The sequence below is a fragment of the Streptomyces sp. VNUA24 genome (genome assembly GCF_029167005.1).
Taxonomy (GTDB): Bacteria; Actinomycetota; Actinomycetes; order Streptomycetales; family Streptomycetaceae; genus Streptomyces; species Streptomyces scabiei.
In genome coordinates, this window is record NZ_CP119143.1 from 9,183,770 (window position 1) to 9,204,620 (window position 20,851).

Below are 20,851 nucleotides of genomic sequence, written 5' to 3' on the forward strand. Positions count from 1 at the left end.
GCGTGAGACGTGCGGGGGACGGGGACCGGTCGTGCCGGAACGAGGGGCGCCGGGCATCGAACGGAGGGGCGCCTGTCCAGCAAGGTAGAGGATCGTTGAACGATCCTTCAATACCCGTGTTGTTTCGTTCTCGGGTCTGCGATTGAATCCAGGCATGGCCGCCGAACCGACCGGACTCGCCGACGACCGGGCCCTCCTCGGGCGCACCAGCACCGCCGAGCGGGTCTCGGACATCCTCAGGAGCCGGATCGCCGACGGCTTCTTCCCACCCGGGACCCGGCTGTCCGAGGACAGCATCGGCGGCGCCCTCGGCGTCTCCCGCAACACCCTGCGCGAGGCGTTCCGCCTGCTCACCCATGAACGGCTGCTCGTCCACGAGCTCAACCGCGGTGTCTTCGTACGGGTGCTGACCGTCGAGGACGTCGAGGACATCTACCGCACCCGCCGCCTCGTCGAGTGCGCCGTCGTCCGCGGACTCGGAGCCCCGCCGTACGGCCTCGACCGGCTCGCCGAGGCCGTCGCGGAAGGACAGCGCGAGGCCCGCGAGGACGACTGGAAAGGCGTCTCCACCGCCAACATCCACTTCCACCGCGAACTGGTCGCCCTCGCCGGCAGTGCCCGCACCGACGAGCTGATGCGCAGCGTCTTCGCCGAACTCCGGCTCGCGTTCCACGTGGTGGACGATCCGCGCGAGCTGTACGAGCCGTACCTGGCGCGCAACCTCGACATCCTGCGCACCCTGCGGCGCGGGGAGCGGGACGAGGCCGAACGGCTGCTCGCGGACTACCTCGACGACTCGCTGCGGAACCTGCTCGCGGTCTACGGACGGCGGGTCACCGAGGTCTCCTGAGCCGACCGGCCCGGGCGCGGCCGCCCCGGTCCTCGCCCGGCGGAACGATTTGGGTCGATGTCAGACCCAGGACCTAGTCTGTGCACCGTGACTTCACCCGCATCGACGGACAGCGTTCCGCCCCAGCTCGGCGCGGGGCCGCGCCCTGCTCCGGGCCCGGCCGCCGACGAGGGACTGGCGCGGCGGCTGCGCGCGCTCGCCTGCACCGCGCCGCTGCACGACCTGGACGCGCGCAAGGCGAACCTGGCCGGCGAGTACTCGGTGTACGGCATGGCGGAGGTGGCCCTCGCCGCCATCGACCTGGTCACCCTGAACATGGACTTCGACACGGGCGCGGACCACGACCAGATCGTCGCCCGCCTCATCCCGCGCATCGCCGCCCAGGCCCCCCGGCGGCCCGTCGAGGAGCACGAGCGGGTGGCCCGCTGGGTCCTGGAGAACCTGATCAACGTCGGCAGTGTCGACCGCGGCTTCCGTGCCGTGTACGGGACGTTCGCGCCCGACGGCACCTATGTCCGCCGCGACTACGACTTCAAGCTGATCGAGGAGGTCCCCGGGCACGGCGGCGGGGTCTACCTCCGCACGACCGACGAGGCCGTCAACGTCCTGGTGGGCGCCCTCGACACCGATGTCACCAGCGCCCAGATCGCCGCCGAGGTCAAGCTGGAGATCCTGATCAGCCGGGGCCGGCTCGCGGACGCCCAGCTCGCCGCCGAGCAGGCCCGCTACCGGACCGTGCAGTACTCCGAGACGCTGCGCAGGGCCCTGGACGCCACCCGGCGCAACGTCCGCGCGGTCGACTGGCTCAGGACCGTGCCCGACATGATCGCCGAGGCGCTGGACCACGTGGCCGACCGCTACCGCCACGAGAATGCGATCCTCACCAACATCCGCAAGGCGCGCGACGAGTCCGAGGAGCCCGAGCACAAGCGGCGCGCCGCCGAACTCGTCGACATCGTCAAGGACTGCATCCGGCGGCACACACAGCTGCAGTCGAGGCTGCTGGAGGCCGGGCCGCTGTTCCGCGCGGAGCAGGACCGGCAGGCCTTCGCCACCCCGATGACCACCTCGGGCACGGACCTCTACGGCCATCTCCTGGCGCCGCTGCTCCCGCTGCCCGTGGAGCAGGCACGCCGGGTGACCGACGCGTTCTTCGCCCGCGGGACGGGGCTGCGCACGCCGGGGTCCGTCCGGGTCGGGGACCTCGTCGAGCTGCTGTTCACACCCCCGGTGGAGCGCGAGCACCTGGGCGCGGAGATGCCCGAGCCGGACCTGATCGCCACGCCCGACGACAGCCGCTTCAGCGAGGAGCAGTTGACGGCGGCCAAGCAGCTCCTCGACCTGCCCGCGGACGCGCCCCGGAGGCTGTCCGGGCTGCTCGCGGACGCCCGGCTCCAGGATCCCGAACTGCCCTATCTGGTCGCCCTCCTGGCCGTGCACGCGGCGAGCCCGCCGGTCGGGACGGCCTACCGGCAGGGCGAGGCGAAGCTGCTGTTCTCCGTGGACGACGGGGTGGAGCTGGACGACCCCGAGTTCGGCGGGGCCGATCTGATCGTGGGCACGGCCCTGCTGGACGCGGCCGGGATGGCGGCGGACCGGGAGGCGGCGTGAGAGCCCCACGGGGGTCGCGCCCGTGCCGCGGCCGCCGGCCGTCCACGACCTGGCGCACGCTCGCCCGCACCCCTGACGCCCCCGCCCTTCCCCCTGTACGCCCGACCAAGGAGTTCCGCTGTGAGTGAGCACGTCGAGTGGAGTGAGCCGGAGACGGCCGCCGCTCCGGTGGCCGCGCCCCTCACTCCCGCCGACGCCGCCGACGCCGCCAGGCTCGTCGCCTTCGGGCTGCAGCCCAAGCTGCAGCCCGCCCGGGACCAGGAGTACGGCGAACTGCTCAGGCGCTACCGGGAGGATCCGGCCTTCGCCCGGCTCGCCGACGCCGTGGCCGCCGGGCTGGGACTCATCGTGCTGGAGGTGTCACCGCGGGCGGGCATGGCGGTGACGGCGGCCGAGGACTCCGTCTTCGCCGTGCGGATGGGGGACTACGCGCGCCGCACGGCGGCCGACTCGGTGGACCGGTTCCTGCACGGGCTGGCGCACCTCGCGGTGGCCGCCATGGCCTTCCCCCGGCCCGAGGACCTCGCGGACGACGGGTACATCGGGCGGGTCTCGGTCAACGGCGTCGACGCCTTCGTCCGGCAGGCGTGCCGCCGGCTGGAGGAGCGCGCCGAGGAACTGGGGGAGAACACCGACCCGGCGACCGACGCCCCGGGCCTGGAGTCGGCCTGGCGGACCTGGGCGAGACGCAGCTCCACCGGTGCCACCAAGGACGCGCGCCGCCTGGCCGGGTCCACCACCGGCATCATCGGCAAGGCGGTCGGCTTCCTCACCGACTCGGGCTTCCTGCAGCGCACCGGGGACGACAACGGCGGCACGTACCGGACGACCGCCCGGTACCAGCTCCAGGTGCGGGACATGGCGGGCAGCGCCGCGATGGCCGAACTGCTGGACCTGGGCGTCGTGCCCGTCACCGACGGCTCGGCCACGCTGCTGCCCGCCGAGGACACCGACGACCTGGAGCTGGTGGCCGACGCCGGCCTGCCCTTCCACTCCTGACCGGCCCCGAGCCACCCCCGCCCTCCGGGGCACCACGACCACCCGCACGCCCCCCCACGACCCCGACCGACGGCCCGCCGTCACCACCGCACCGCACGAACCCCCCTTACGACCGCGAAAGTCCGCCGCCATGTACGAGCTGTCCCGGGTCCGCCTCTACTCCATCGGGCCGGCCGGTGCGCGCTACGCCGACACCGTGCTGGACCTGCGGGGTGTGGGCGCGTACGTGCCCGACCCCGCACCGCAGCAGGCGGAGTTCTTCGAGGAGGAACCCACCGGCCCGCCGCGCCGGCCAGCACCGGCCGGGGTCCTCTTCCTGGAGAACGGCGGCGGCAAGTCCGTCCTGCTCAAGCTGATCTTCTCGGTGATGCTGCCGGGCCACCGCAACACCCTGGGCGGCGCCAGCTCGGGTGTGCTGCGCAAGTTCCTGCTGGCCGACGACTGCGGGCACGTCGCCCTGGAGTGGCAGCACACGCTGACCGGCGAGTGCGTCGTCGTGGGCAAGGTGAGCGAATGGCGGGGCCGGCAGGTCTCCAGCGACCCGCGCAAGTTCGCCGAGGCCTGGTACTCCTTCCGACCCGGCCCGGGACTGAGCCTGGACAACCTGCCCGTGGCCGAGTCCACCGCCGTACGCCCGCCCGTCGAGGGCGCGTCCGGCGCCCAGGGACGGCGGCGGACCATGAAGGGCTTCCGGGACGCCCTCACCGAGGCGGGCAAGGCGTACCCCCATCTCGAAGTGCACTGGGAGGAGATCCACGACCGCTGGAACGAGCATCTGACCGACCTCGGCCTCGACCCCGAACTCTTCCGCTACCAGCGGGAGATGAACGCCGACGAGGGCGAGGCCGCCGGACTCTTCGCGGTGAAGAAGGACGCCGACTTCACCGACCTGCTGCTGCGGGCCGTCACCGACACCCGGGACACGGACGGACTCGCCGACCTGGTGAGCGGGTTCGGCAACAAGCTCGGACGACGGGCCGAGCTGATCGCCGAACGGGACTTCACCGCCGGGTCCGTCGATCTGCTCGGCCGGATCGTCGAGGCGGCCGAGGCCCGCTCCCGGGCCCGGGACATCCACGCGGGCGCCGAGCGCCGCACCCGTACCCTGGCACGCCGCCTCTCCGCGCGGGCCGCCCGGGAGCGGCTGCGGGGCACCGACCTCGCCCAGCGGACCACCGCCGCCGCGTACGCGGTCACCCACTCCGAGGCCGCCCGCGACCGCAGCGCCCAGATCGCGGCCGAACTCGCCTACCGGCACGCCTCGTTGGCGCTGGCCGCCGCGGAGAGGTCGGCCGCCTCGCAGAAGCGGGAGCTGGCCGACGCACGCACCCTGCACTCCGCCTGGCAGGCCGCCGAGGCCGTGCTCAGGCACCGGGCCGCCGCCGACCGCGTCGCCCGGGTGGCCGCCGCCATCCAGGAGGCCGAACGGGACGCCGCCCCCGCCCTCGCCGCTCGCGCCAAGGCCGCCGTCGACCTCGTCCGCGCCCTGCACTCCGCCGCCGAGAGCGCCGAGAACCTGGCCAACGAGGGGGAGGAGAAGTCGGCGGCGCTGCAGGAGGCCGGCGAGGCCGCCCACCGGGACGCGACCGTCGCCGCCACCGAGGCCCAGCGCGCCCGCAGCGAGGCCGGCCATCTCAGGCAGCGCCTCGGCGAGGTCGAACAGGAGACCGCCGAGGCCGTCCGCGCCGGCTGGCTCGACGACAGCGCCCCCGACGCCGATCCGGCCCGCGCCGCCCTGGCCGCCAGCGACGCCGAGAAGACGGCCGTCGCCGCCTGGGACACCGCACGCGAGGCTTCGCGCCGCGCCGCCGAGCACGCCCGGGAGGCGGCCTCCGCCGAGTCCCGCGCGGAGCTGACGGCCGCCCGCGCGGCGGACGCGGCGACCGCCGCCGAGCGCGCCCTCGACGGGGAGCGGCGCACCGCGGAGGCCCTCGCCGCGGAGGAGCGGCTGGCCGAGCTGCTGAGCCTGCCGGGCCACGGCGGCCGGACACACCCCGGGGTGCCGGTGCCCCGCAGGGGAGACACGGCGGACGGCGGCGACGCGGCGGCCGACCACGCCCGTACACCGGCCGGGCGTTCCGCCGCCGACGGTGCGCTCACCCCCGAGGAGCTGGACCGCTTCGCCGACGAACTGCGCGAACTGCTCGACGACCATGTGTCGTCCGCCGAGCGCCACCTCTTCGACCTGCGCACCGCCGCCGCCGACGACGCGCGCATCCTGGGCGCCCTCGGCGACGGCGGACTGCTGCCGCCGGGCCCAGACGTCCTCGCCACGGTCGAGTTCCTCGGCGAGCACGGCATCCCCGCCCTCCCCGGCTGGCGCTATCTGGCCCAGGCCGTCGACCCCGTCGACCACGCGCGCGTGCTGGCCGCGCGCCCGGAGCTGGTCGACGGCGTGATCATCACCGACCCGGACTCGCACGCCCGGGCCCGGGAGGCGCTGAGCGAGGCGGCACTGCTCCCGAGGTCCGCCGTGGCCGTCGGCACGGCGGCCGCCCTGCTGGCCCCGACCCCGCCGGCCGGCGCGGGCGACGGCACCGCCTCCGACGTGTTCCTGGTGCCGCCCAACCCGGCCATGCACGACGAGCACGCCGCCGACGAGGAACGGCAGACGCTGCGCGCACGGGCGGCCGAGCGGGACGAGGAGATCCGTCGGCTGGCGGCCCGGCTCGGCAAGGACCGCGAACTGGCGGCCCGCCTCTCCTCGTGGCGCACGGGGTGCCCGGCGGGCAGGCTCACCGAACTGGCCGCCGCCGCGCGGGAGACGCGGACGTTCGCCGAGGAGGCCGAGGCGGAGCTGTCCGAGGCGCGGACCGTCCGGGCCGAGGCCGAGGAGGCGGCGGCCGAGGCGGCCCACGTGCGCGACGAGCGGCAGGAGGCCGCACAGAAGGCCCGCCGCGCCGCCGACGTCCTCGCCGGACTCGCCCACCGGCTGCGCGAGCGCGCCGGCTGGCAGGCCAAGCTCCGCGAACTCGCCGACGAGGCCGCCGAGTCCGAGGCCCGCGCCCAGTCCTGTCTGGAGCGCGCCCGCGCCGCCGACGAGGACCGCCGCGCCACCCAGCGCGCCGCCGACGACGCCCGCCGCACGGCGCGTGCGCTGCGCGCCGAGCGCGCGGAGATCGCCGGCGCCCCCGACGACGTACCGGAGACCGGCCCCGACGCGCCCCGGCACCCCCTCGCGGCCCTGCGCGAGGCGTACCGGGCCGCCTCCCAGGTGTACGAGAAGGTGGGTGTCGGCGCCGATCTGCGGGCCGAGCAGGCGCGGGCCGAGAGCGACGAGAGCTCCGCGATCGCCGAACTAGGCCGGCTGACCAACAAGGTCCGCAACCGTGCCGAGCAGCTCCTGCAGTCACCGGACGGCTCCGACGCGCCCTCCCGGCAGGCCGCCGTCGCCCGCGCCGAGGAACTGGTCCAGCTCCTGGAGAGCCGGGTGTCCCTGTCGAGCGAGCAGCTCGGGCGACTGCGCGGCGAGGCCGAGCGGCACGCCCCCGAGGACGGCGACGCGCACACCGAGCTGCCCGAGGAGCTGCTCCCGCGCGACGCCGAGCACGCCCAGGGCCTGCTGCGCACCGCCACCGCCGAACTCGCCTCCCGGGCCGAGGCGCTGACCCGGGCCCGCGAGGCCCACGCCGAACTGCTGGAGTCGCACCGCGCCGCCGAGGACGCGGCCGGCGGCTTCGACGAGACGGCCGGCCTGCTCCGGGACCTCCTGCGCGACCACTCCGTCGACGACGACCAGGAGGAGCCCGAGCCCTACCCCGGCGGCCCCGAGGAGGCGCGCGGGGCCGCCGCCGAGGCCCGCCGCTCCCTGCGCGGCTGCGCCGCCGACCTGTCCGCCGCCGAGGGGGCGGTGCGCGAGGCGAGCGACATCCTCGTACGCCACGCCAACTCCACCCGCTACGAGCAGGTGCGCACACCCGCCCGCCAGCAGATCCGCGAGCTGCCGGCGGCCTCGCTCCCCGAGCACGCCCAGAAGTGGGCCGACGCCTTCGCGCCCCGGCTCCGGGTCCTCACGGACGAGCTGGCCCAGCTGGAGCGCAACCGGGACTCGATCGTCGACCGGCTGCGCGGCCTGGTGGAGTCGGCGCTCGCCACGCTCCGCTCCGCCCAGCGGCTGTCCAGGCTCCCCGAGGGCCTCGGGGAGTGGTCCGGCCAGGAATTCCTGCGCATCCGCTTCGAGGAGCCCGACCAGGCCACCCTCACCGAACGTCTGGGCGAGGTCGTCGACGAGGCGACCCGCGCGGCGGTGAAGAAGAACTCCGACATGCGGCGCGACGGCATGTCCCTGCTGCTGCGGGGCGTCGGCGCCGCGCTCCAGCCCAAGGGCATCGCCGTGGAGATCCTCAAGCCGGACGCCGTGCTGCGGGCCGAGCGCGTCCCCGTCGGACAGATGGGCGACGTCTTCTCCGGCGGCCAGCTGCTCACCGCGGCCATCGCCCTGTACTGCACGATGGCCGCGCTCCGCAGCAACGACCGGGGACGTGACAGGCACCGTCACGCCGGCACGCTGTTCCTGGACAACCCCATCGGCCGCGCCAACGCGACGTACCTGCTGGAACTCCAGCGGGCGGTCTCGGACGCCCTGGGCGTCCAGCTCCTCTACACCACCGGCCTCTTCGACACGACCGCGCTGGCGGAGTTCCCCCTCGTGATCCGGCTGCGCAACGACGCCGACCTGAGGGCGGGCCTGAAGTACATCAGCGTGGAGGAACACCTCCGCCCGGGACTGCCCAAGCAGCCCCAGGCGGGGGAGGCGGTGCACACGGAGATCACGGCCACACGCATGTACAGGAGGCCCACCACGACCGCGCCCTGAAAGGGGTGCGGGGAACTGCGCGACCAGCCACAGTCGGCCCCGCGGTTCCCCACGGCCCCTGCCAGTGCGGCGACTACGCGTCGGCCTTCAGAAGATCCGCGCACTTCTCGCCGATCATCATCGTCGTGATGCACGGATTCACCGTGACCAGATCCGGCATCACCGACCCGTCGGCCACCCGCAGTCCCGCGATGCCCTTCACCCGCAGCCGCGCGTCCAGCGGGGCGGAGGCGTCGTCGTCCGCGCCCATCTTCACGGTGCAGGCCGGGTGGTAGACGGTGTTGTGGGTCTTCCGGATGTAGTCGAGGAGTTCCTCGTCGCTCCGCACCTCGGGCCCGGGCGCCAGCTCGGCCCCCGCCCAGCCGCTGAGCGCCGGCTGCGCGGCGATCTGCCGGGCCAGACGAAGGCCGTACGTCATGACGCGCACGTCGTGCTCGTGCGTGAAGTAGCGAGGGTCGACCTTCGGCTTGTCCCGGTAGTCCCGGGTGCGCAGCCGTACGGTGCCCCGGGACTTCGCCCGGGTCACGTTGGGCGTCAGACAGAACGCGTTCTCGGAGGTCGGGTAGCCGTGCCGGGCCGTGTGCATGTCGAACGGCACGGACCCGTAGTGGAACATCAGGTCGGGCCGGTCCAGACCCGGTTCGGTGTCGTAGAAGATGCCCGCCTCCCACCACTGGTTGGACTCGGTGGGCATCGGCTGCGCGGCCTCCCACATGATGACGCCCTCGGGGTGGTCCTGCAGGTTCTCGCCGACGCCCGCCGAGTCCACGACCACGTCCACACCGACCTCGCGCAGTTGTCCGGCCGGGCCGATGCCGGAGAGCATGAGGATCTTCGGGGTGTCGATGGCGCCACAGGAGACCACGACCTCACGCCGGGCGCGCACCGTCCGGGTGTGGATGAGGTCCGGGTCCAGGTACTCGGCGCCGACGCAGCGCCGCCCCTCCAGCACCAGCTTCTTCGCACGCACCCCGGTGCGCACCTCCAGGTTGGGGCGCCTGCCCATGATCGGATGGAGGTACGCCACCGACGAGGACTGCCGGATGTTGTTCTCGTCGGAGTTGATCTGGAACCAGTTGGCGCCCCGCACCACCGTCGTCCCCGTGTTGAACGGGGTCGTCGGAATGCCCGCCTGGACGCACGCCTCCAGCAGGGCGGTGCCGCACGGGTCCTCGCTCTTGATCGTGCGGAGCTTCACCGGCCCGGAGCGGCCGTGGTGGTCGCCGGGGGCGTCGTTGCTCTCCAGACGCCGGTAGAGCGGGAAGAGGTCGGCCGCTGACCAGCCCGTACAGCCCGCGGCCGCCCAGTCGTCGAGGTCCTCCGCGGGTGCCCAGAAGGCGATGCACGAGTTGTGGGAGGAGCAGCCGCCGAGCACCTTCGCCCGTGCGTGCCGCATGAAGCTGTTGCCGCCGGCCTGCGGCTCGACGGGGTAGTCCCAGTCGTAGCCGGACTCCAGCAGGCCCATCCAGCGTTCCAGCCTCAGGACGTCGTCGTCGCCGACGTCACTGGGGCCCGCCTCCAGGACGCACACCGTGACGGACGGGTCCTCGGAGAGCCTGGCCGCGACGACGTTTCCCGCGGTGCCGCCGCCGACCACGACGTAGTCGAATTCGTCTTCCTGCATGGGGGGTCGACCTCCTGCGTTGCTGTGCTGTCGTGCTGTGCCGAGTCGGATGTGTGTGTGGGGGGGCGGACCGTCAGTCGGCGGCCGGGGTGCCGACGCCGGCGGCGGGCGCGGCCGGCGGTGACGCGGGCCCGGCCTCGGCGACCACGCGGTGCTCGGCGAGCACGCCGGTCCTGTGCCGCTGGACGAACCAGTAGTAGGCGAAGCCCCCGCCGGCGATGAGCCCGACGAAGAGGACCGCGCCCCACTGCAGGTACCAGTGGAAGGGGGCGGCCGCGTTGTAGACGGCGGCGCGCGGCCAGATCAGGTTGAGGGTCATGCCCCCGCCCCAGAGCACGGCGAGGATGTTCACGGGCAGACCCCAGCGGCCCAGCGAGAACCGGCCGTCCCCGGCGGGCTGCCACGTACCGCGCAGCCGCGCCACCAGCATCGGCACGGTGACGCCCAGATAGGCCAGGTAGATCATGATGATGCCGATGCTGGTCACCACGGTGAAGATCTGCGGCTGACGGATGTTGACCACGAGGATGCCCAGTGCCAGCACACCGATGATCACCGTCGGCAGCACCGGCGTCTGGAAGCGCGGGTGGATCTTGGCGAGCTTCGAGGAGGCGGGCAGGTTGTTGTCCCGGGCCATGGCGAAGGTCAGCCGGACGGCGGCGGTGTGCACGGCCAGGGCGCAGACGGTGACCGCGATCAGGACGCACCACAGCATCGCCTTGCCGGCCGTCGGGCCCAGCACGTCGAGCACGACGTACTGCAGTCCGTCGGTGGACAGCCGCTCGCCCTTCAGGCTGGAGACGCTCATCAGCGCCAGCAGCAGGATCAGACCGCCGAGGAGGAAGGAGGCGATGATCGCCCGGATGATGGCGCGCGGCGCGTTCCGGGTCGGGTCCAGCGACTCCTCACCGAGCGAGGCGGCCGTGTCGAAGCCGTACATGACGTACGCGGACGCCAGCGAGGCCACCAGGAAGGCGCCCAGGTACCCGTTGCCGTACGCGCTGCCGGTGCCGTTGGTCTCCATGACCACCTGCGGCCCGCGGGTGATGTGCACGGCGAACAGCACGATCAGGACGACGGTGGCGATCAGTTCGATGAACACGCCCGCCGTGTTGATCCGGGCCATCAGCTTCACGCCGAAGGCGTTCACCGCGGTGGTGAACAGGATCAGCACCGCGGCCAGGACGACCGCGTTGGTCGCGACGTCGTACTTTCCGGTGCCGTCCCCGACGAACTGGAACACGTCGGAGATCTGAGGAAGCGTCAGCTGGTATGCCAGCGCGACCGCCGCGATCGAGACGATGGAGGCGCACAGCATCATCCAGCCGGCGAGCCAGCCCAGATGCGGATTGCCTATCTTCTTCGACCAGTTGTAGACCGAACCCGCCACCGGGTAGCGGGCCGCCAGTTCGGCGAAGCAGAGCGCCACCATGAACTGGCCGACGAACACCATCGGCCAGGACCACCAGTAGGCGGGACCGCCGCTGGCGAAGCCGAAGTAGAACAGCTGGAAGGTGCCGGTCAGGATCGAGATGTAGCTGATGCCGGCCGCGAAGGTGTGGAAGTTGCCGAGGGTGCGCTTGAGTTCGGGTCTGTAGCCGAACTCGGTCAGCTCGGTGTCGTCGGCGGTGTTCTTGGGGCCGGTGGGTTGCTCGATGGTCGTCATGAGCGGACTCCTGTGGGGCCTTGGGGAGGAGGGGAGCGGCTCTTGCGGGTGCCGAGAAGGGCGCGTGCGTGCGCGGGAAGGCGTGAGGGGGGAGGGTGCCCGGGCAGGGCGGGAGGGGCCGTACGGGCCGGGTGCGGGGGAGTGAGGGACCTACGCGAACCAACCCTGCGGTGCGGGGGCTGTGTTGCGCCAGATGTGCTTCGCCTCGCGGTACTCGGCGAGCCCCGCGGGCCCGAGTTCACGGCCGAAGCCGGACTGCTTGTAACCGCCCCACTCGGCCTGCGGGACGTACGGGTGGTAGTCGTTGATCCAGACCGTGCCGAGCCGCAGCCGGGCCGCGACCCGCTGTGCCCTGGCCTCGTCGGTCGTCCACACGGCACCGGCCAGACCGTAGATCGTGTCGTTGGCCAGGCGGACCGCCTCGTCCTCGGTGCGGAACCGTTCCACCGTCAGCACCGGCCCGAACGACTCGTCCTGGACCACCGACATCGCGCTCGTGCACTCGTCGAGGACGGTCGGCAGGTAGTAGAACCCCTGTGCGTGGGCCTCGCCGCCGGGCCGCTCGCCACCGCAGCGCAGCACCGCGCCCTCCTCGACGCCCCGGGCGACGTACTCCTCGACCTTCGCGCGATGCGCGGCCGAGATCAGCGGGCCGGTCTGCGCCCGCTGGTCGAAGGGGCCCCCGAGCCGGATCTCCCGCGCCCGGCGGACGACCTCGTCGACGAACCGGTCGTGCAGCGCGTCCTCCACCAGCAGCCGGGCGCCCGCCGAGCAGACCTGTCCCGAGTGCAGGAACACCGCGGTCAGCGCCATGTCGACGGCCGTGTCGAAGTCGGCGTCGGCGAAGACGATGTTCGGGTTCTTGCCGCCCAGTTCCAGGGCGACCTTCTTCACGCTCGCGGCGGCGTTGGCCATGAGCCGGCGCCCGGTCTGCAGGCCGCCGGTGAAGGAGACCAGGTCCACGTCCGGGTGGTCGGAGAGCGGGGCGCCGGCCTCCGGGCCCGCGCCGAGGACCAGGTTGGCCACACCCGCGGGCACCCCGGCCTCCTCCAGCAGGCGCATCAGGTGGATCGCGGTGTGCGGGGTCAGCTCGCTCGGCTTGAGCACGAAGGTGTTGCCGGCCGCGAGCGCCGGGGCGACCTTCCAGGCCGTCTGGAGCAGGGGGTAGTTCCAGGGGGTGATCAGCGCGCACACCCCGACCGGCTCGTACACGACCCGGCTGTCGACGCCGGCCTGACCGGTGTCGACGACCCGGCCGGTCTCGGCCGTGGCCGCCCGCCCGAAGTAGCGGAAGCAGTTCGCGATGTCGTCGATGTCGTACTCGCTCTCCACCAGCCTCTTGCCGGTGTCGAGGGACTCGGCGCGGGCGAGCGCGTCCTTGTCGCGTACGAGGAGGTCGGCCACCCGCAGCAGCAGGTCTCCGCGGTCGGCGGGGGAGGTGGTGGGCCAGGGGCCCTCGTCGAAGGCGCGGCGCGCGGCCGTGATCGCCTCCACGGTGTCCTTGGCGCCGGCCTCGTCGACGACGGCGACCAGGCTGCCGTCGGCGGGACAGTGGATCTCACGCGTCCGTCCGTCGAGCGCGGATCGCCACGCTCCGCCGATGAATAGTTCGGGCATGTCTCTCGTTCCTCCTGGTCAGCGCCGTGAGGCCGGCGCCCTCGCGGCTGAGCGCCTAACCGGAGGACCGCGTTCTATGCCTGAGAACAGGCTGAATGTGACGGTCGCCACGCCCGGTCGGAAACCTTGACATCCGAGGAACCGGCCTGCTGGGACCAGCACACCACTCTTCCGGCGCCGTCGCGATGCCATGACCGGACGCGGATGTTCACAGGTTTCGGGGCCCGGAGCGGGTGAGGGAACGCATGCGAGGGGGCCCACGCACCGCGTGGGCCCCCTCTTCGTCGTCCTACGGGTGCGACAGCTGCCCGGCGCCACCCCGTCGGCGTATCCGGGCCTGCGCGCGCTCCGCGGCCCGCGCCTCCCGGTGGGCCCGGCGCCGCTCACGGCGCAGCGCGCGCGCCGTGCTGCTGGGCTCCGAGACCACGCCGTTGCGCTGCTTCCACACCTGGCGGGTCACCCAGACGTCCAGCACGCCCCAGGTCGCCGCGATCGTGCTCGCCACGGTGCTCAGCACCATGGGGAACGCCGGCCACGCGTCCGCCAGCGTGCACAGGACCGCCACCATCGCCTGGACCAGTGTCGCCGCGATGATGATGACCGCACGCACCGCCGCCGTCCGCACCGGATCGGGAAGCCGCCGCCTGCGCGCCGGTTCCTCGATCCACAACGGCCGGTAATGCACCCGTTCTCCGTCGCCACCGGCGGAGAGTCCCCGCTCCTTCACCGCGACTCTCTCCCCCGTCAGCAGGCCGTGCTCCGGTTCCCGAGCGCTCCGCTCCGCCCTCCCGGGCTTCACCGCTCCGTCCCCGGGCGCCGTGCGCCGCTCCGCCGTGCCCATCAAGTCGTCACTCCCCACCGCCGGTGGACCAACAGATCCGGATCGCGAGACCCGGCCCCCCACTGGTGCCCGACTTCCTCTGAATTACGCCGCCTGGGAGCGGCATGCATGGCCTGTGGCCCATTCCGCCCCCCATTCCCGTACAGAAAGACGATCGACGTGCGCCGAAGATTCCCATGGAACGCAAAAATCCGGCCAACCGGCCAACTTCTCCGACGGGATGCCATGGGTTCAACTCCCTGACGGAGGGAGGCAATCTCCCCCAAAGGACGGACAACTCCCCCTGTCCGGTTCGCCTTGGGTGCGGAGCGGGTGCGTCCGGCGCTTCGAGATACGTGTGAGTCGGTAGTAGGCTCACGCCGTTTGTTGACGCACATGTGTGCCCCCGGACCTTGGTGGGGGTCGAGCTGGGGGAGGCCATGCGCTTTCGCGGGAAATCGATCCGCCGGAAGATCGTGGCGCTGCTGCTCGTGCCCCTGGTGGCGCTGACCGGCGTCTGGACGTTCGCCACGGTGCTGACGGGCCGTGAGGCGAGCGACCTCTTCCGGGTGGCGGACATCGTGGAGGAGGTCGGCTTCCCGACCGAGGACACCATCCGTGTGCTCCAGCAGGAGCGCCGTCAAACACTGGTCTACCTGGCGGACCCCCGGGCCGCCGGGGCGCTCAAGGCCCTCGACCGCAGCCGGGCCGCCACGGACGCGGCCGTCGACGAGTTCCGTGAGCACGCCCGGAAGTCCGATCTGCGCGACGAGATGGGCGAGACCACCTCGCTGCGGCTCACGGCCATCCTGGACGCCCTCGACGGCCTGCCGTCGCTGCGGACGACCGTCGAGAGCGGCAATGTCAGCCCCGCCAAGGCCCTCGGTCACTACAACGACCTCGTCGACCCCTGCTTCACCCTGCTCTCCAACCTCCCCGCCCTCGACAGCGTGGAGATGGACAAGCAGGGCCGCGCCCTGATCAACGTCGGCCGAGCGCGTGAACTCCTGTCCCGCGAGGACGCGTTGCTCAGCTCCGTGCTCGTGGCGAACCGGATCACCAAGGACGAGATCCGCGACTTCTCCGACCTCGTGGCCCAGCGCACCCTGCTGTACGAGATCAGCCTGCCGCAGCTGCCCGCGGCCGAACGCGACCGCTTCCACCGCTACTGGAGGAACGCGAACACCGCGCCCCTGCGCACGGTGGAGCAGGGCGTCATCGCCTCCGACCCCGGCCGGCCGAGCGGAGTCACCGCCAAGACCTGGGACAGCGCCGTCGAGCCCGTCCTCTCCGATCTCCGCGACCTCAGCGTCGAGGCGGGCGACCGCTACCAGGACCGCGTCAGCCCGCTGGCCACCAGCGTCATCCTGAAGGCGGCCGTCGCCGGCGTCCTCGGCCTCTTCGCCCTGCTCGTCTCGCTCTTCATGTCCGTGCGCATCGGCCGGGTCCTCATCCGCGACCTGCGCCGGCTCCGCCAGGAGGCCCACGAGACGGCCGGGGTGCGGCTGCCCAGCGTGATGCGCAGGCTCGCCGCGGGCGAACAGGTCGACGTGGAGACCGAGGTCCCGCACCTGGAGTACGACAAGAACGAGATCGGCGAGGTCAGCCAGGCCCTCAACACCCTGCAGCGGGCCGCCGTCGAGGCCGCCGTCAAGCAGTCCGAACTCCGCAGCGGCATCTCCGAGGTCTTCGTCAACCTCGCCCGCCGCAGCCAGGTCCTGCTGCACAAGCAGCTCACGCTCCTCGACACCATGGAACGCCGGACCGAGGACACCGACGAACTGGCCGACCTGTTCCGCCTGGACCACCTGACGACCCGTATGCGCCGGCACGCCGAGGGCCTGGTCATCCTCTCCGGGGCGGCCCCCTCCCGGCAGTGGCGCAAGCCCATCCAGCTGATGGACGTCGTCCGCGCGGCCGTCGCCGAGGTCGAGGACTACGAGCGCATCGAGGTACGCCGGCTGCCCCGGGTCGCCGTGACCGGCCCCGCGGTCGCCGACCTCACCCACCTCGTGGCCGAACTCCTGGAGAACGCCACGGTGTTCTCGCCCCCGCACACCGCCGTGCAGGTGCTCGGTGAGCGTGTCGCCAACGGCTTCACCCTGGAGATCCACGACCGGGGCCTCGGCATGTCGGCCGAGGCGCTGCTCGACGCCAACCTGAAGCTCGCCGAGACCCCCGACTTCGAGCTGTCCGACACCGACCGCCTCGGACTCTTCGTGGTCAGCCGGCTCGCCCAGCGCCAGAAGGTCCGCGTCTCCCTGCAGCCCTCCCCGTACGGCGGCACCACGGCCGTGCTGTTCATCCCCGACGCCCTGCTCACCGACGACGTCCCCGACACCAACGGCATCGGCTTCCGCCTGGACCGCGCCCACCCCACCCGGGAGGCCGAGCTGGAGGACGAACGCAACGCGGCGCTCTCCCAGGTGCCGGTCCGGCTCCCGGGGCTCTCCGCCGCCATCCTGGACGGCCCGGTGGAGCTGGAGGCGCCGGTCGACCGCGACCCCCTGGCCGGAGGCTTCCCGGGCGCCCTGGGCGACGAGGACGCCGAGCGGGGCGGACTGTTCCGGCCCCGTCACTCCCTCACCGGCGTCGCCGACGAGCACCAGCCGCCGGCCCGCGACGGCGAAGCACGGCAGGCCCCGCTCACCGACCCCGACCCGACCCTCGGTCCGGTACCGCTGCCGCAGCGCCGCACCCCGCATCTCGTCAGCTCGCACGGCCGTTCGGTGGCCGGGGCCCGGCAGCCGAGGCGCCCGGAGGACGAGCCCGGCCAGGGCCGTACGGCGGGTCCCGAGCCGGTCGCCGACTCCCGGCCGTTCAGCGCCCTGCGCGGGGACCGTGCCGAACCGCCGGCCCACCCGGGAGCCGACCGCCCCGGCCCCGCCGGCCTGCCCGGCGGGCACCGCGCCGACCGCGCCGACCTGCTGCCCCCGGGCCGGTTCGACGGTCCCGCCCTGCCCCAGCGACGCCGTACGGCCCCCGAGGGCGGCGCGGCACCGATGACCTCGCGGTACGGCTCCGACGAGCCGACCCCGCGTGCGGACACGACGACCGACCAGGCAGAATCGGCACCGAGCCCGCTGCCCCGTCGCGTCCGACAGGCCAATCTGGCACCGCAGTTGAAGGACGGCCCCGACCGGCGCGCCGAACGCGAGAGGTCACGCCCGGGCGGCCGCCCGGAGCCGATCGAGCGCGACGCCGACGAGGTACGCAGCCGGATGGCCTCGCTGCAGCACGGTTGGCGGCGCGGCCGCGAGGAGAACGCCGAGGGCGACGACGCCCAGGACGTCCCAGCACCACGAGGAACGACTAAGGGGGACGGTCGATGACCGCACCGAAGGCCGATGGGCACACCGCGACCGGCACGTCCGGCGAGCTGAACTGGCTCCTGGACGACCTGGTCCAGCGCGTCGCGAGCATCCGCAAGGCGCTCGTGCTCTCCAGCGACGGACTGCCCACGGGCGTCTCCGCGGACCTCACCAGGGAGGACAGCGAGCACCTGGCCGCCGTCTCCTCCGGGTTCCACAGCCTCGCCAAGGGCGTCGGCCGCCACTTCGAGGCGGGCAGCGTCCGGCAGACGGTCGTGGAGCTCGACGAGGCGTTCCTGTTCGTCACGGCCGCCGGCGACGGCAGCTGCCTCGCGGTCCTCGCCGACGCCGACGCCGACATCGGCCAGGTCGCCTACGAGATGACCCTCCTGGTCAAGCGGGTCGGCGTGCACCTGGGCTCGGCCCCGCGCGCCGATGTGCCCCACGGCGGGTAGTGGAACGGCATGAGCCCAGACGGTCAGGGAAGCAGCCACTGGTTCGACGACGAGGCCGGGCCAGTGGTGCGTCCGTACGCGATGACCCGCGGCCGGACCAATCACGCGATCCAGCACCGCCTCGACCTGATCGCCGTGGTCGTCACGGAACCGCACGTCGACGACCCGGAAGAGGACCACTCCCTCTCCCCTGAGCACGTCCGTATCGTCGAGCTCTGCCGTGACAACCCCCAGTCGGTGGCCGAACTGGCCGCCGACCTGGATCTTCCCGTCGGGGTCGTCCGCGTCCTCGTCGGAGACCTCGTGGACGAGGAACTCGTCCACGTCACCCGTCCCGTCCCGCCCGCCGAGCTGGTGGACGAGAGCATTCTGCGTGACGTGATCAACGGCCTGCGGGCGCTGTGAACACGTCGGAGAGCGCAGGGGACATGTGGCAGCCAACCATCCAGCAGGAGAAGGACCGATGATCCTCGGGCGCTCTGAGCGCGGCACACCTCCGGTCGAGCCCGTCACGCTCAAGATCCTCGTGGCCGGCGGTTTCGGCGTGGGCAAGACCACCTGCGTCGGCGCGGTCAGCGAGATCAAGCCGCTGCGCACGGAGGAGGTGCTCACCGAGGCGGGCCGCCCGGTCGACGACACCAGCGGTGTGGAGAACAAGACGACCACCACGGTCGCCATGGACTTCGGACGCATCACCCTCCGCGAGGACCTGGTCCTCTATCTGTTCGGCACCCCCGGCCAGGACCGCTTCTGGTTCCTCTGGGACGAACTCGCCTCCGGCGCCCTGGGCGCTGTGGTCCTGGTGGACACCCGCCGCCTGGAGGACTGCTTCGCCGCCGTCGACTACTTCGAGCGGCGCTCCATCCCCTTCGTGATCGGTGTCAACTGCTTCGACGACGCCGCGCGTTACCCCGCCGAGACCGTCCGGCAGGCCCTCGACCTCGACCCGGACGTGCCGATCGTGCTCTGCGACGCCCGCCGCCGGGACTCGGTCAAGGACGTCCTGGTCTCCGTGGTCCGGCACGCGATGACGTTCGCCACGGACCACCGCGAGCCCGCCGCCACCTGAACCCGGCCCGTACCCCGCCGTCGCCTGAACACCGCTCGTACCCCGCCGACCGGGGTACGAGCCGTAACCCATGACACGCGCGCGGGGCCCACCGCGTGCCCGCGCGGACTCACCGGCGCTCCTGACGCGGCGAGCCGGCCCCCCCCACGGCCCCCGTGGGTTCACCGAACCGCGATCACCGCCGACCCGTGCCCGAACAAGCCCTGGTTGGCGCTGACACCCACCCGGGCGCCCTCGACCTGCCGGTCCGTCGCCTCACCCCGCAACTGCCACACCAGCTCGCACACCTGAGCGATCGCCTGTGCCGGAACGGCCTCCCCGAAGGAGGCCAGCCCTCCGCTGGCGTTCACGGGCGTGCGCCCGCCCAGCGCCGTCACGCCGTCCCGCAGCAGCTTCGCGGCCTCCCCCTCGCCGCACAGCGCCAGATCCTCGTACCACTGCAACTCCAGCGCCGTGGACAGGTCGTAGACCTCCGCGAACGACAGGTCCTCGGGCCCGATCCCCGCCTCCTCGTACGCCGCCCGCGCGATCGACGCCCGGAACGTCTCCTCCGGCGCGGCCACCGCGACCGCCGAGTCCGTGGCGATGTCCGGCAGGTCCAGCACCGTGTTGGGGTACCGGGGCGTCACCGTGGACACCGCCCGTATCCGCACCGGCTCGCGCACCCCGTGCCGCCGCGCGAACTCCATGCTGGACAGCACCAGCGCCGCACCCCCGTCCGAGGTCGCGCAGATGTCCAGCAGGCGCAGCGGATCGGCGACGACGGCGGAGGCCGCCACCTCCTCGGCCGTGACCGGCTTGCGGTAGCGCGCGTACGGATTGAGCGCCCCGAGCGCGGAGTTCTTCACCTTGACCCGCGCGAAGTCCTCCGGCGTGTCCCCGTGCACCGCCATCCGCCGCCGCGCGTACAGCCCGAAGTACGTCGGGTTGGTGGCCCCGAGGATCCGGAACCGCAACCAGTCCGGATCGTCCGCCCGATCCCCGCCGGCCGGCCGGAAGAACCCCTTCGGGGCCGAGTCCGCCCCCACGACGAGCACAACGTCGGCGAGGCCCGCGAGGATCTGCGCCCGCGCGGCGCCCACCGCCTGCGCCCCCGACGCGCAGGCCGCGTACACGCTCGTGACCCGGGCGCCCTGCCAGCCCAGCGCCTTGGCGAAGGACGCTCCCGCCACATACCCCGGATAGCCCCCACGCACCGTGTCCGCGCCGACGACCGAGCCGACGTCCCACCAGTCGACCCCCGCGTCGGCCAGTGCCGCGCGCGCCGCCACCGCTCCGTACTCGACGAAGCTGCGCCCCCATTTGCCCCACGGGTGCATGCCCGCGCCCAGCACCGCCACCTCGCCCGTCATGCCCCCGCCCCCGTCGGCCTCCAGTGCCAGGTCGTCCAGATCGTCTCCGCGTCCTCATGCAGCACGCCGGGGACGGCCTCCACCTCCATGCCCACCGCCAGATCGGCGACGGTGACCCCGGGAACGGCCTGCCCGAGCACCACGAGGCGCTCCTCGGCCAGTTCCACCGCGATCAACGCGTACGGCTCCCACGGAAGTTCCGGATCGGACACGTAGGGTGACGGCGGCCGGTACCGGCCGTCGGTGTACGACCACACCCGGCCCCGGCGCGACAACGGGATCTCGCGCAGATCGCCGCCGGAACAGTGCGGGTTGCGGCAGTGGACGTCCTCGCGGGGGAAGAACACCGAGGCGCACGCCGAGCAGCGTGTACCGAGCAGCCGGAAGCCCTCGCCCTCCCCGGCGAACCAGCCGGCCACCACAGGTGTGCGAATTCGCGACAAAATCCCTCCCCGGCGAGCGAATTTGATGGATCGTCAGAATTCTTCCACGGTCCTCTCGAATTGGGCAGGCCGCGGGAGAACCGACGAGCCCCGTCCGGCGTCGCAGTATCGGGAGGGTCGGCCGGGTCCCACGGGGGTGGTTCCGGCCGGCCCTCACCCGTGCCCACGGGTGACCGCCTGGTGCCGACGGGTGACCGGGGCGTACTACGACGTGGCGC

Annotated in this window: 14 protein-coding genes; 8 read left to right on the plus strand and 6 right to left on the minus strand. The window is 72.9% G+C overall.

The genetic code is table 11. The annotated features are described in order from the left end of the window. Positions 1-154 precede the first annotated feature (154 nt). The 4 genes from PYR72_RS39550 to PYR72_RS39565 all read left to right on the plus strand — a co-directional run bounded on the left by PYR72_RS39550 (position 155) and on the right by PYR72_RS39565 (position 8,276). Complete coding sequence (locus tag PYR72_RS39550; protein ID WP_275459744.1) at positions 155-850, plus strand: GntR family transcriptional regulator; 696 nt, start codon at positions 155-157, stop codon at positions 848-850. Positions 851-937: 87 nt separating this feature from the next. Continuing rightward, complete coding sequence (locus PYR72_RS39555) at positions 938-2,461, plus strand: hypothetical protein (protein WP_275459745.1); 1,524 nt, start codon at positions 938-940, stop codon at positions 2,459-2,461. A 120-nt stretch (positions 2,462-2,581) separates the two neighbouring features. Beyond that, on the plus strand, positions 2,582-3,460 hold the full coding sequence (locus PYR72_RS39560) for a hypothetical protein (protein WP_275459746.1): 879 nt from the start codon (positions 2,582-2,584) through the stop codon (positions 3,458-3,460). A gap of 130 nt (positions 3,461-3,590) precedes the next feature. Next, complete coding sequence (locus PYR72_RS39565; protein WP_275459747.1) at positions 3,591-8,276, plus strand: hypothetical protein; 4,686 nt, start codon at positions 3,591-3,593, stop codon at positions 8,274-8,276. 73 nt (positions 8,277-8,349) lie between these two features. Here PYR72_RS39565 and PYR72_RS39570 read toward each other — a convergent pair whose 3' ends face one another. From PYR72_RS39570 to PYR72_RS39585, 4 genes are all read right to left on the minus strand, one after another. Continuing rightward, positions 8,350-9,900, minus strand: coding sequence for a GMC family oxidoreductase N-terminal domain-containing protein (locus tag PYR72_RS39570; protein WP_275459748.1), 1,551 nt, complete (start codon positions 9,898-9,900; stop codon positions 8,350-8,352). Between the two features lie 73 nt (positions 9,901-9,973). Further along, the gene (locus PYR72_RS39575) at positions 9,974-11,566 is read right to left on the minus strand and encodes an amino acid permease (RefSeq protein WP_275459749.1); all 1,593 of its coding nucleotides are present in this window, start codon (positions 11,564-11,566) and stop codon (positions 9,974-9,976) included. Positions 11,567-11,716: 150 nt separating this feature from the next. Beyond that, positions 11,717-13,183, minus strand: a complete 1,467-nt coding sequence (locus tag PYR72_RS39580) for an aldehyde dehydrogenase family protein (protein ID WP_275459750.1) — start codon at positions 13,181-13,183, stop codon at positions 11,717-11,719. Between the two features lie 289 nt (positions 13,184-13,472). Then, positions 13,473-14,024 carry a hypothetical protein gene (locus PYR72_RS39585; protein ID WP_275459751.1) on the minus strand — a complete coding sequence of 184 codons (552 nt, stop codon included), beginning with the start codon at positions 14,022-14,024 and terminating at the stop codon, positions 13,473-13,475. 419 nt (positions 14,025-14,443) lie between these two features. Here PYR72_RS39585 and PYR72_RS39590 point away from each other — a divergent pair, with 419 nt between their 5' ends. From PYR72_RS39590 to PYR72_RS39605, 4 genes are read left to right on the plus strand one after another with little or no spacing between them, the layout of a single operon-like run. Continuing rightward, positions 14,444-17,335 (plus strand): nitrate- and nitrite sensing domain-containing protein, encoded by a 2,892-nt coding sequence (locus PYR72_RS39590; RefSeq protein ID WP_275459752.1) that lies wholly within the window; start codon positions 14,444-14,446, stop codon positions 17,333-17,335. Continuing rightward, entirely contained in the window at positions 17,332-17,769 is a 438-nt protein-coding gene (locus PYR72_RS39595; RefSeq protein ID WP_059083298.1) for a roadblock/LC7 domain-containing protein, read from the plus strand. Before PYR72_RS39590 ends, PYR72_RS39595 begins: the two co-directional genes overlap by 4 nt. Before the next feature lie 9 nt (positions 17,770-17,778). Next, positions 17,779-18,174 carry a DUF742 domain-containing protein gene (locus tag PYR72_RS39600; protein WP_013005116.1) on the plus strand — a complete coding sequence of 132 codons (396 nt, stop codon included), beginning with the start codon at positions 17,779-17,781 and terminating at the stop codon, positions 18,172-18,174. A gap of 58 nt (positions 18,175-18,232) precedes the next feature. After that, the gene (locus tag PYR72_RS39605; protein ID WP_059083297.1) at positions 18,233-18,838 is read left to right on the plus strand and encodes an ATP/GTP-binding protein; all 606 of its coding nucleotides are present in this window, start codon (positions 18,233-18,235) and stop codon (positions 18,836-18,838) included. Between the two features lie 161 nt (positions 18,839-18,999). Here PYR72_RS39605 and PYR72_RS39610 read toward each other — a convergent pair whose 3' ends face one another. Further along, a complete protein-coding gene (locus tag PYR72_RS39610; RefSeq protein ID WP_275459753.1) occupies positions 19,000-20,190 on the minus strand; it encodes a lipid-transfer protein in 1,191 nt (396 codons plus the stop codon). Further along, complete coding sequence (locus PYR72_RS39615) at positions 20,187-20,612, minus strand: zinc ribbon domain-containing protein (protein WP_275460639.1); 426 nt, start codon at positions 20,610-20,612, stop codon at positions 20,187-20,189. Before PYR72_RS39615 ends, PYR72_RS39610 begins: the two co-directional genes overlap by 4 nt. Between the last annotated feature and the right edge of the window lie 239 nt (positions 20,613-20,851).

Coding starts and splice junctions, on each gene's coding strand:
- PYR72_RS39585 (WP_275459751.1), bottom strand. CDS start 14,024: ATGGGCACGGCGGAGCGGCGCACGGCGCCCGGGGACGGAGCGGTGAAG.
- PYR72_RS39580 (WP_275459750.1), bottom strand. CDS start 13,183: ATGCCCGAACTATTCATCGGCGGAGCGTGGCGATCCGCGCTCGACGGA.
- PYR72_RS39605 (WP_059083297.1), top strand. CDS start 18,233: ATGATCCTCGGGCGCTCTGAGCGCGGCACACCTCCGGTCGAGCCCGTC.
- PYR72_RS39550 (WP_275459744.1), top strand. CDS start 155: ATGGCCGCCGAACCGACCGGACTCGCCGACGACCGGGCCCTCCTCGGG.
- PYR72_RS39575 (WP_275459749.1), bottom strand. CDS start 11,566: ATGACGACCATCGAGCAACCCACCGGCCCCAAGAACACCGCCGACGAC.
- PYR72_RS39565 (WP_275459747.1), top strand. CDS start 3,591: ATGTACGAGCTGTCCCGGGTCCGCCTCTACTCCATCGGGCCGGCCGGT.
- PYR72_RS39610 (WP_275459753.1), bottom strand. CDS start 20,190: ATGACGGGCGAGGTGGCGGTGCTGGGCGCGGGCATGCACCCGTGGGGC.
- PYR72_RS39570 (WP_275459748.1), bottom strand. CDS start 9,900: ATGCAGGAAGACGAATTCGACTACGTCGTGGTCGGCGGCGGCACCGCG.
- PYR72_RS39595 (WP_059083298.1), top strand. CDS start 17,332: ATGACCGCACCGAAGGCCGATGGGCACACCGCGACCGGCACGTCCGGC.
- PYR72_RS39600 (WP_013005116.1), top strand. CDS start 17,779: ATGAGCCCAGACGGTCAGGGAAGCAGCCACTGGTTCGACGACGAGGCC.
- PYR72_RS39590 (WP_275459752.1), top strand. CDS start 14,444: ATGCGCTTTCGCGGGAAATCGATCCGCCGGAAGATCGTGGCGCTGCTG.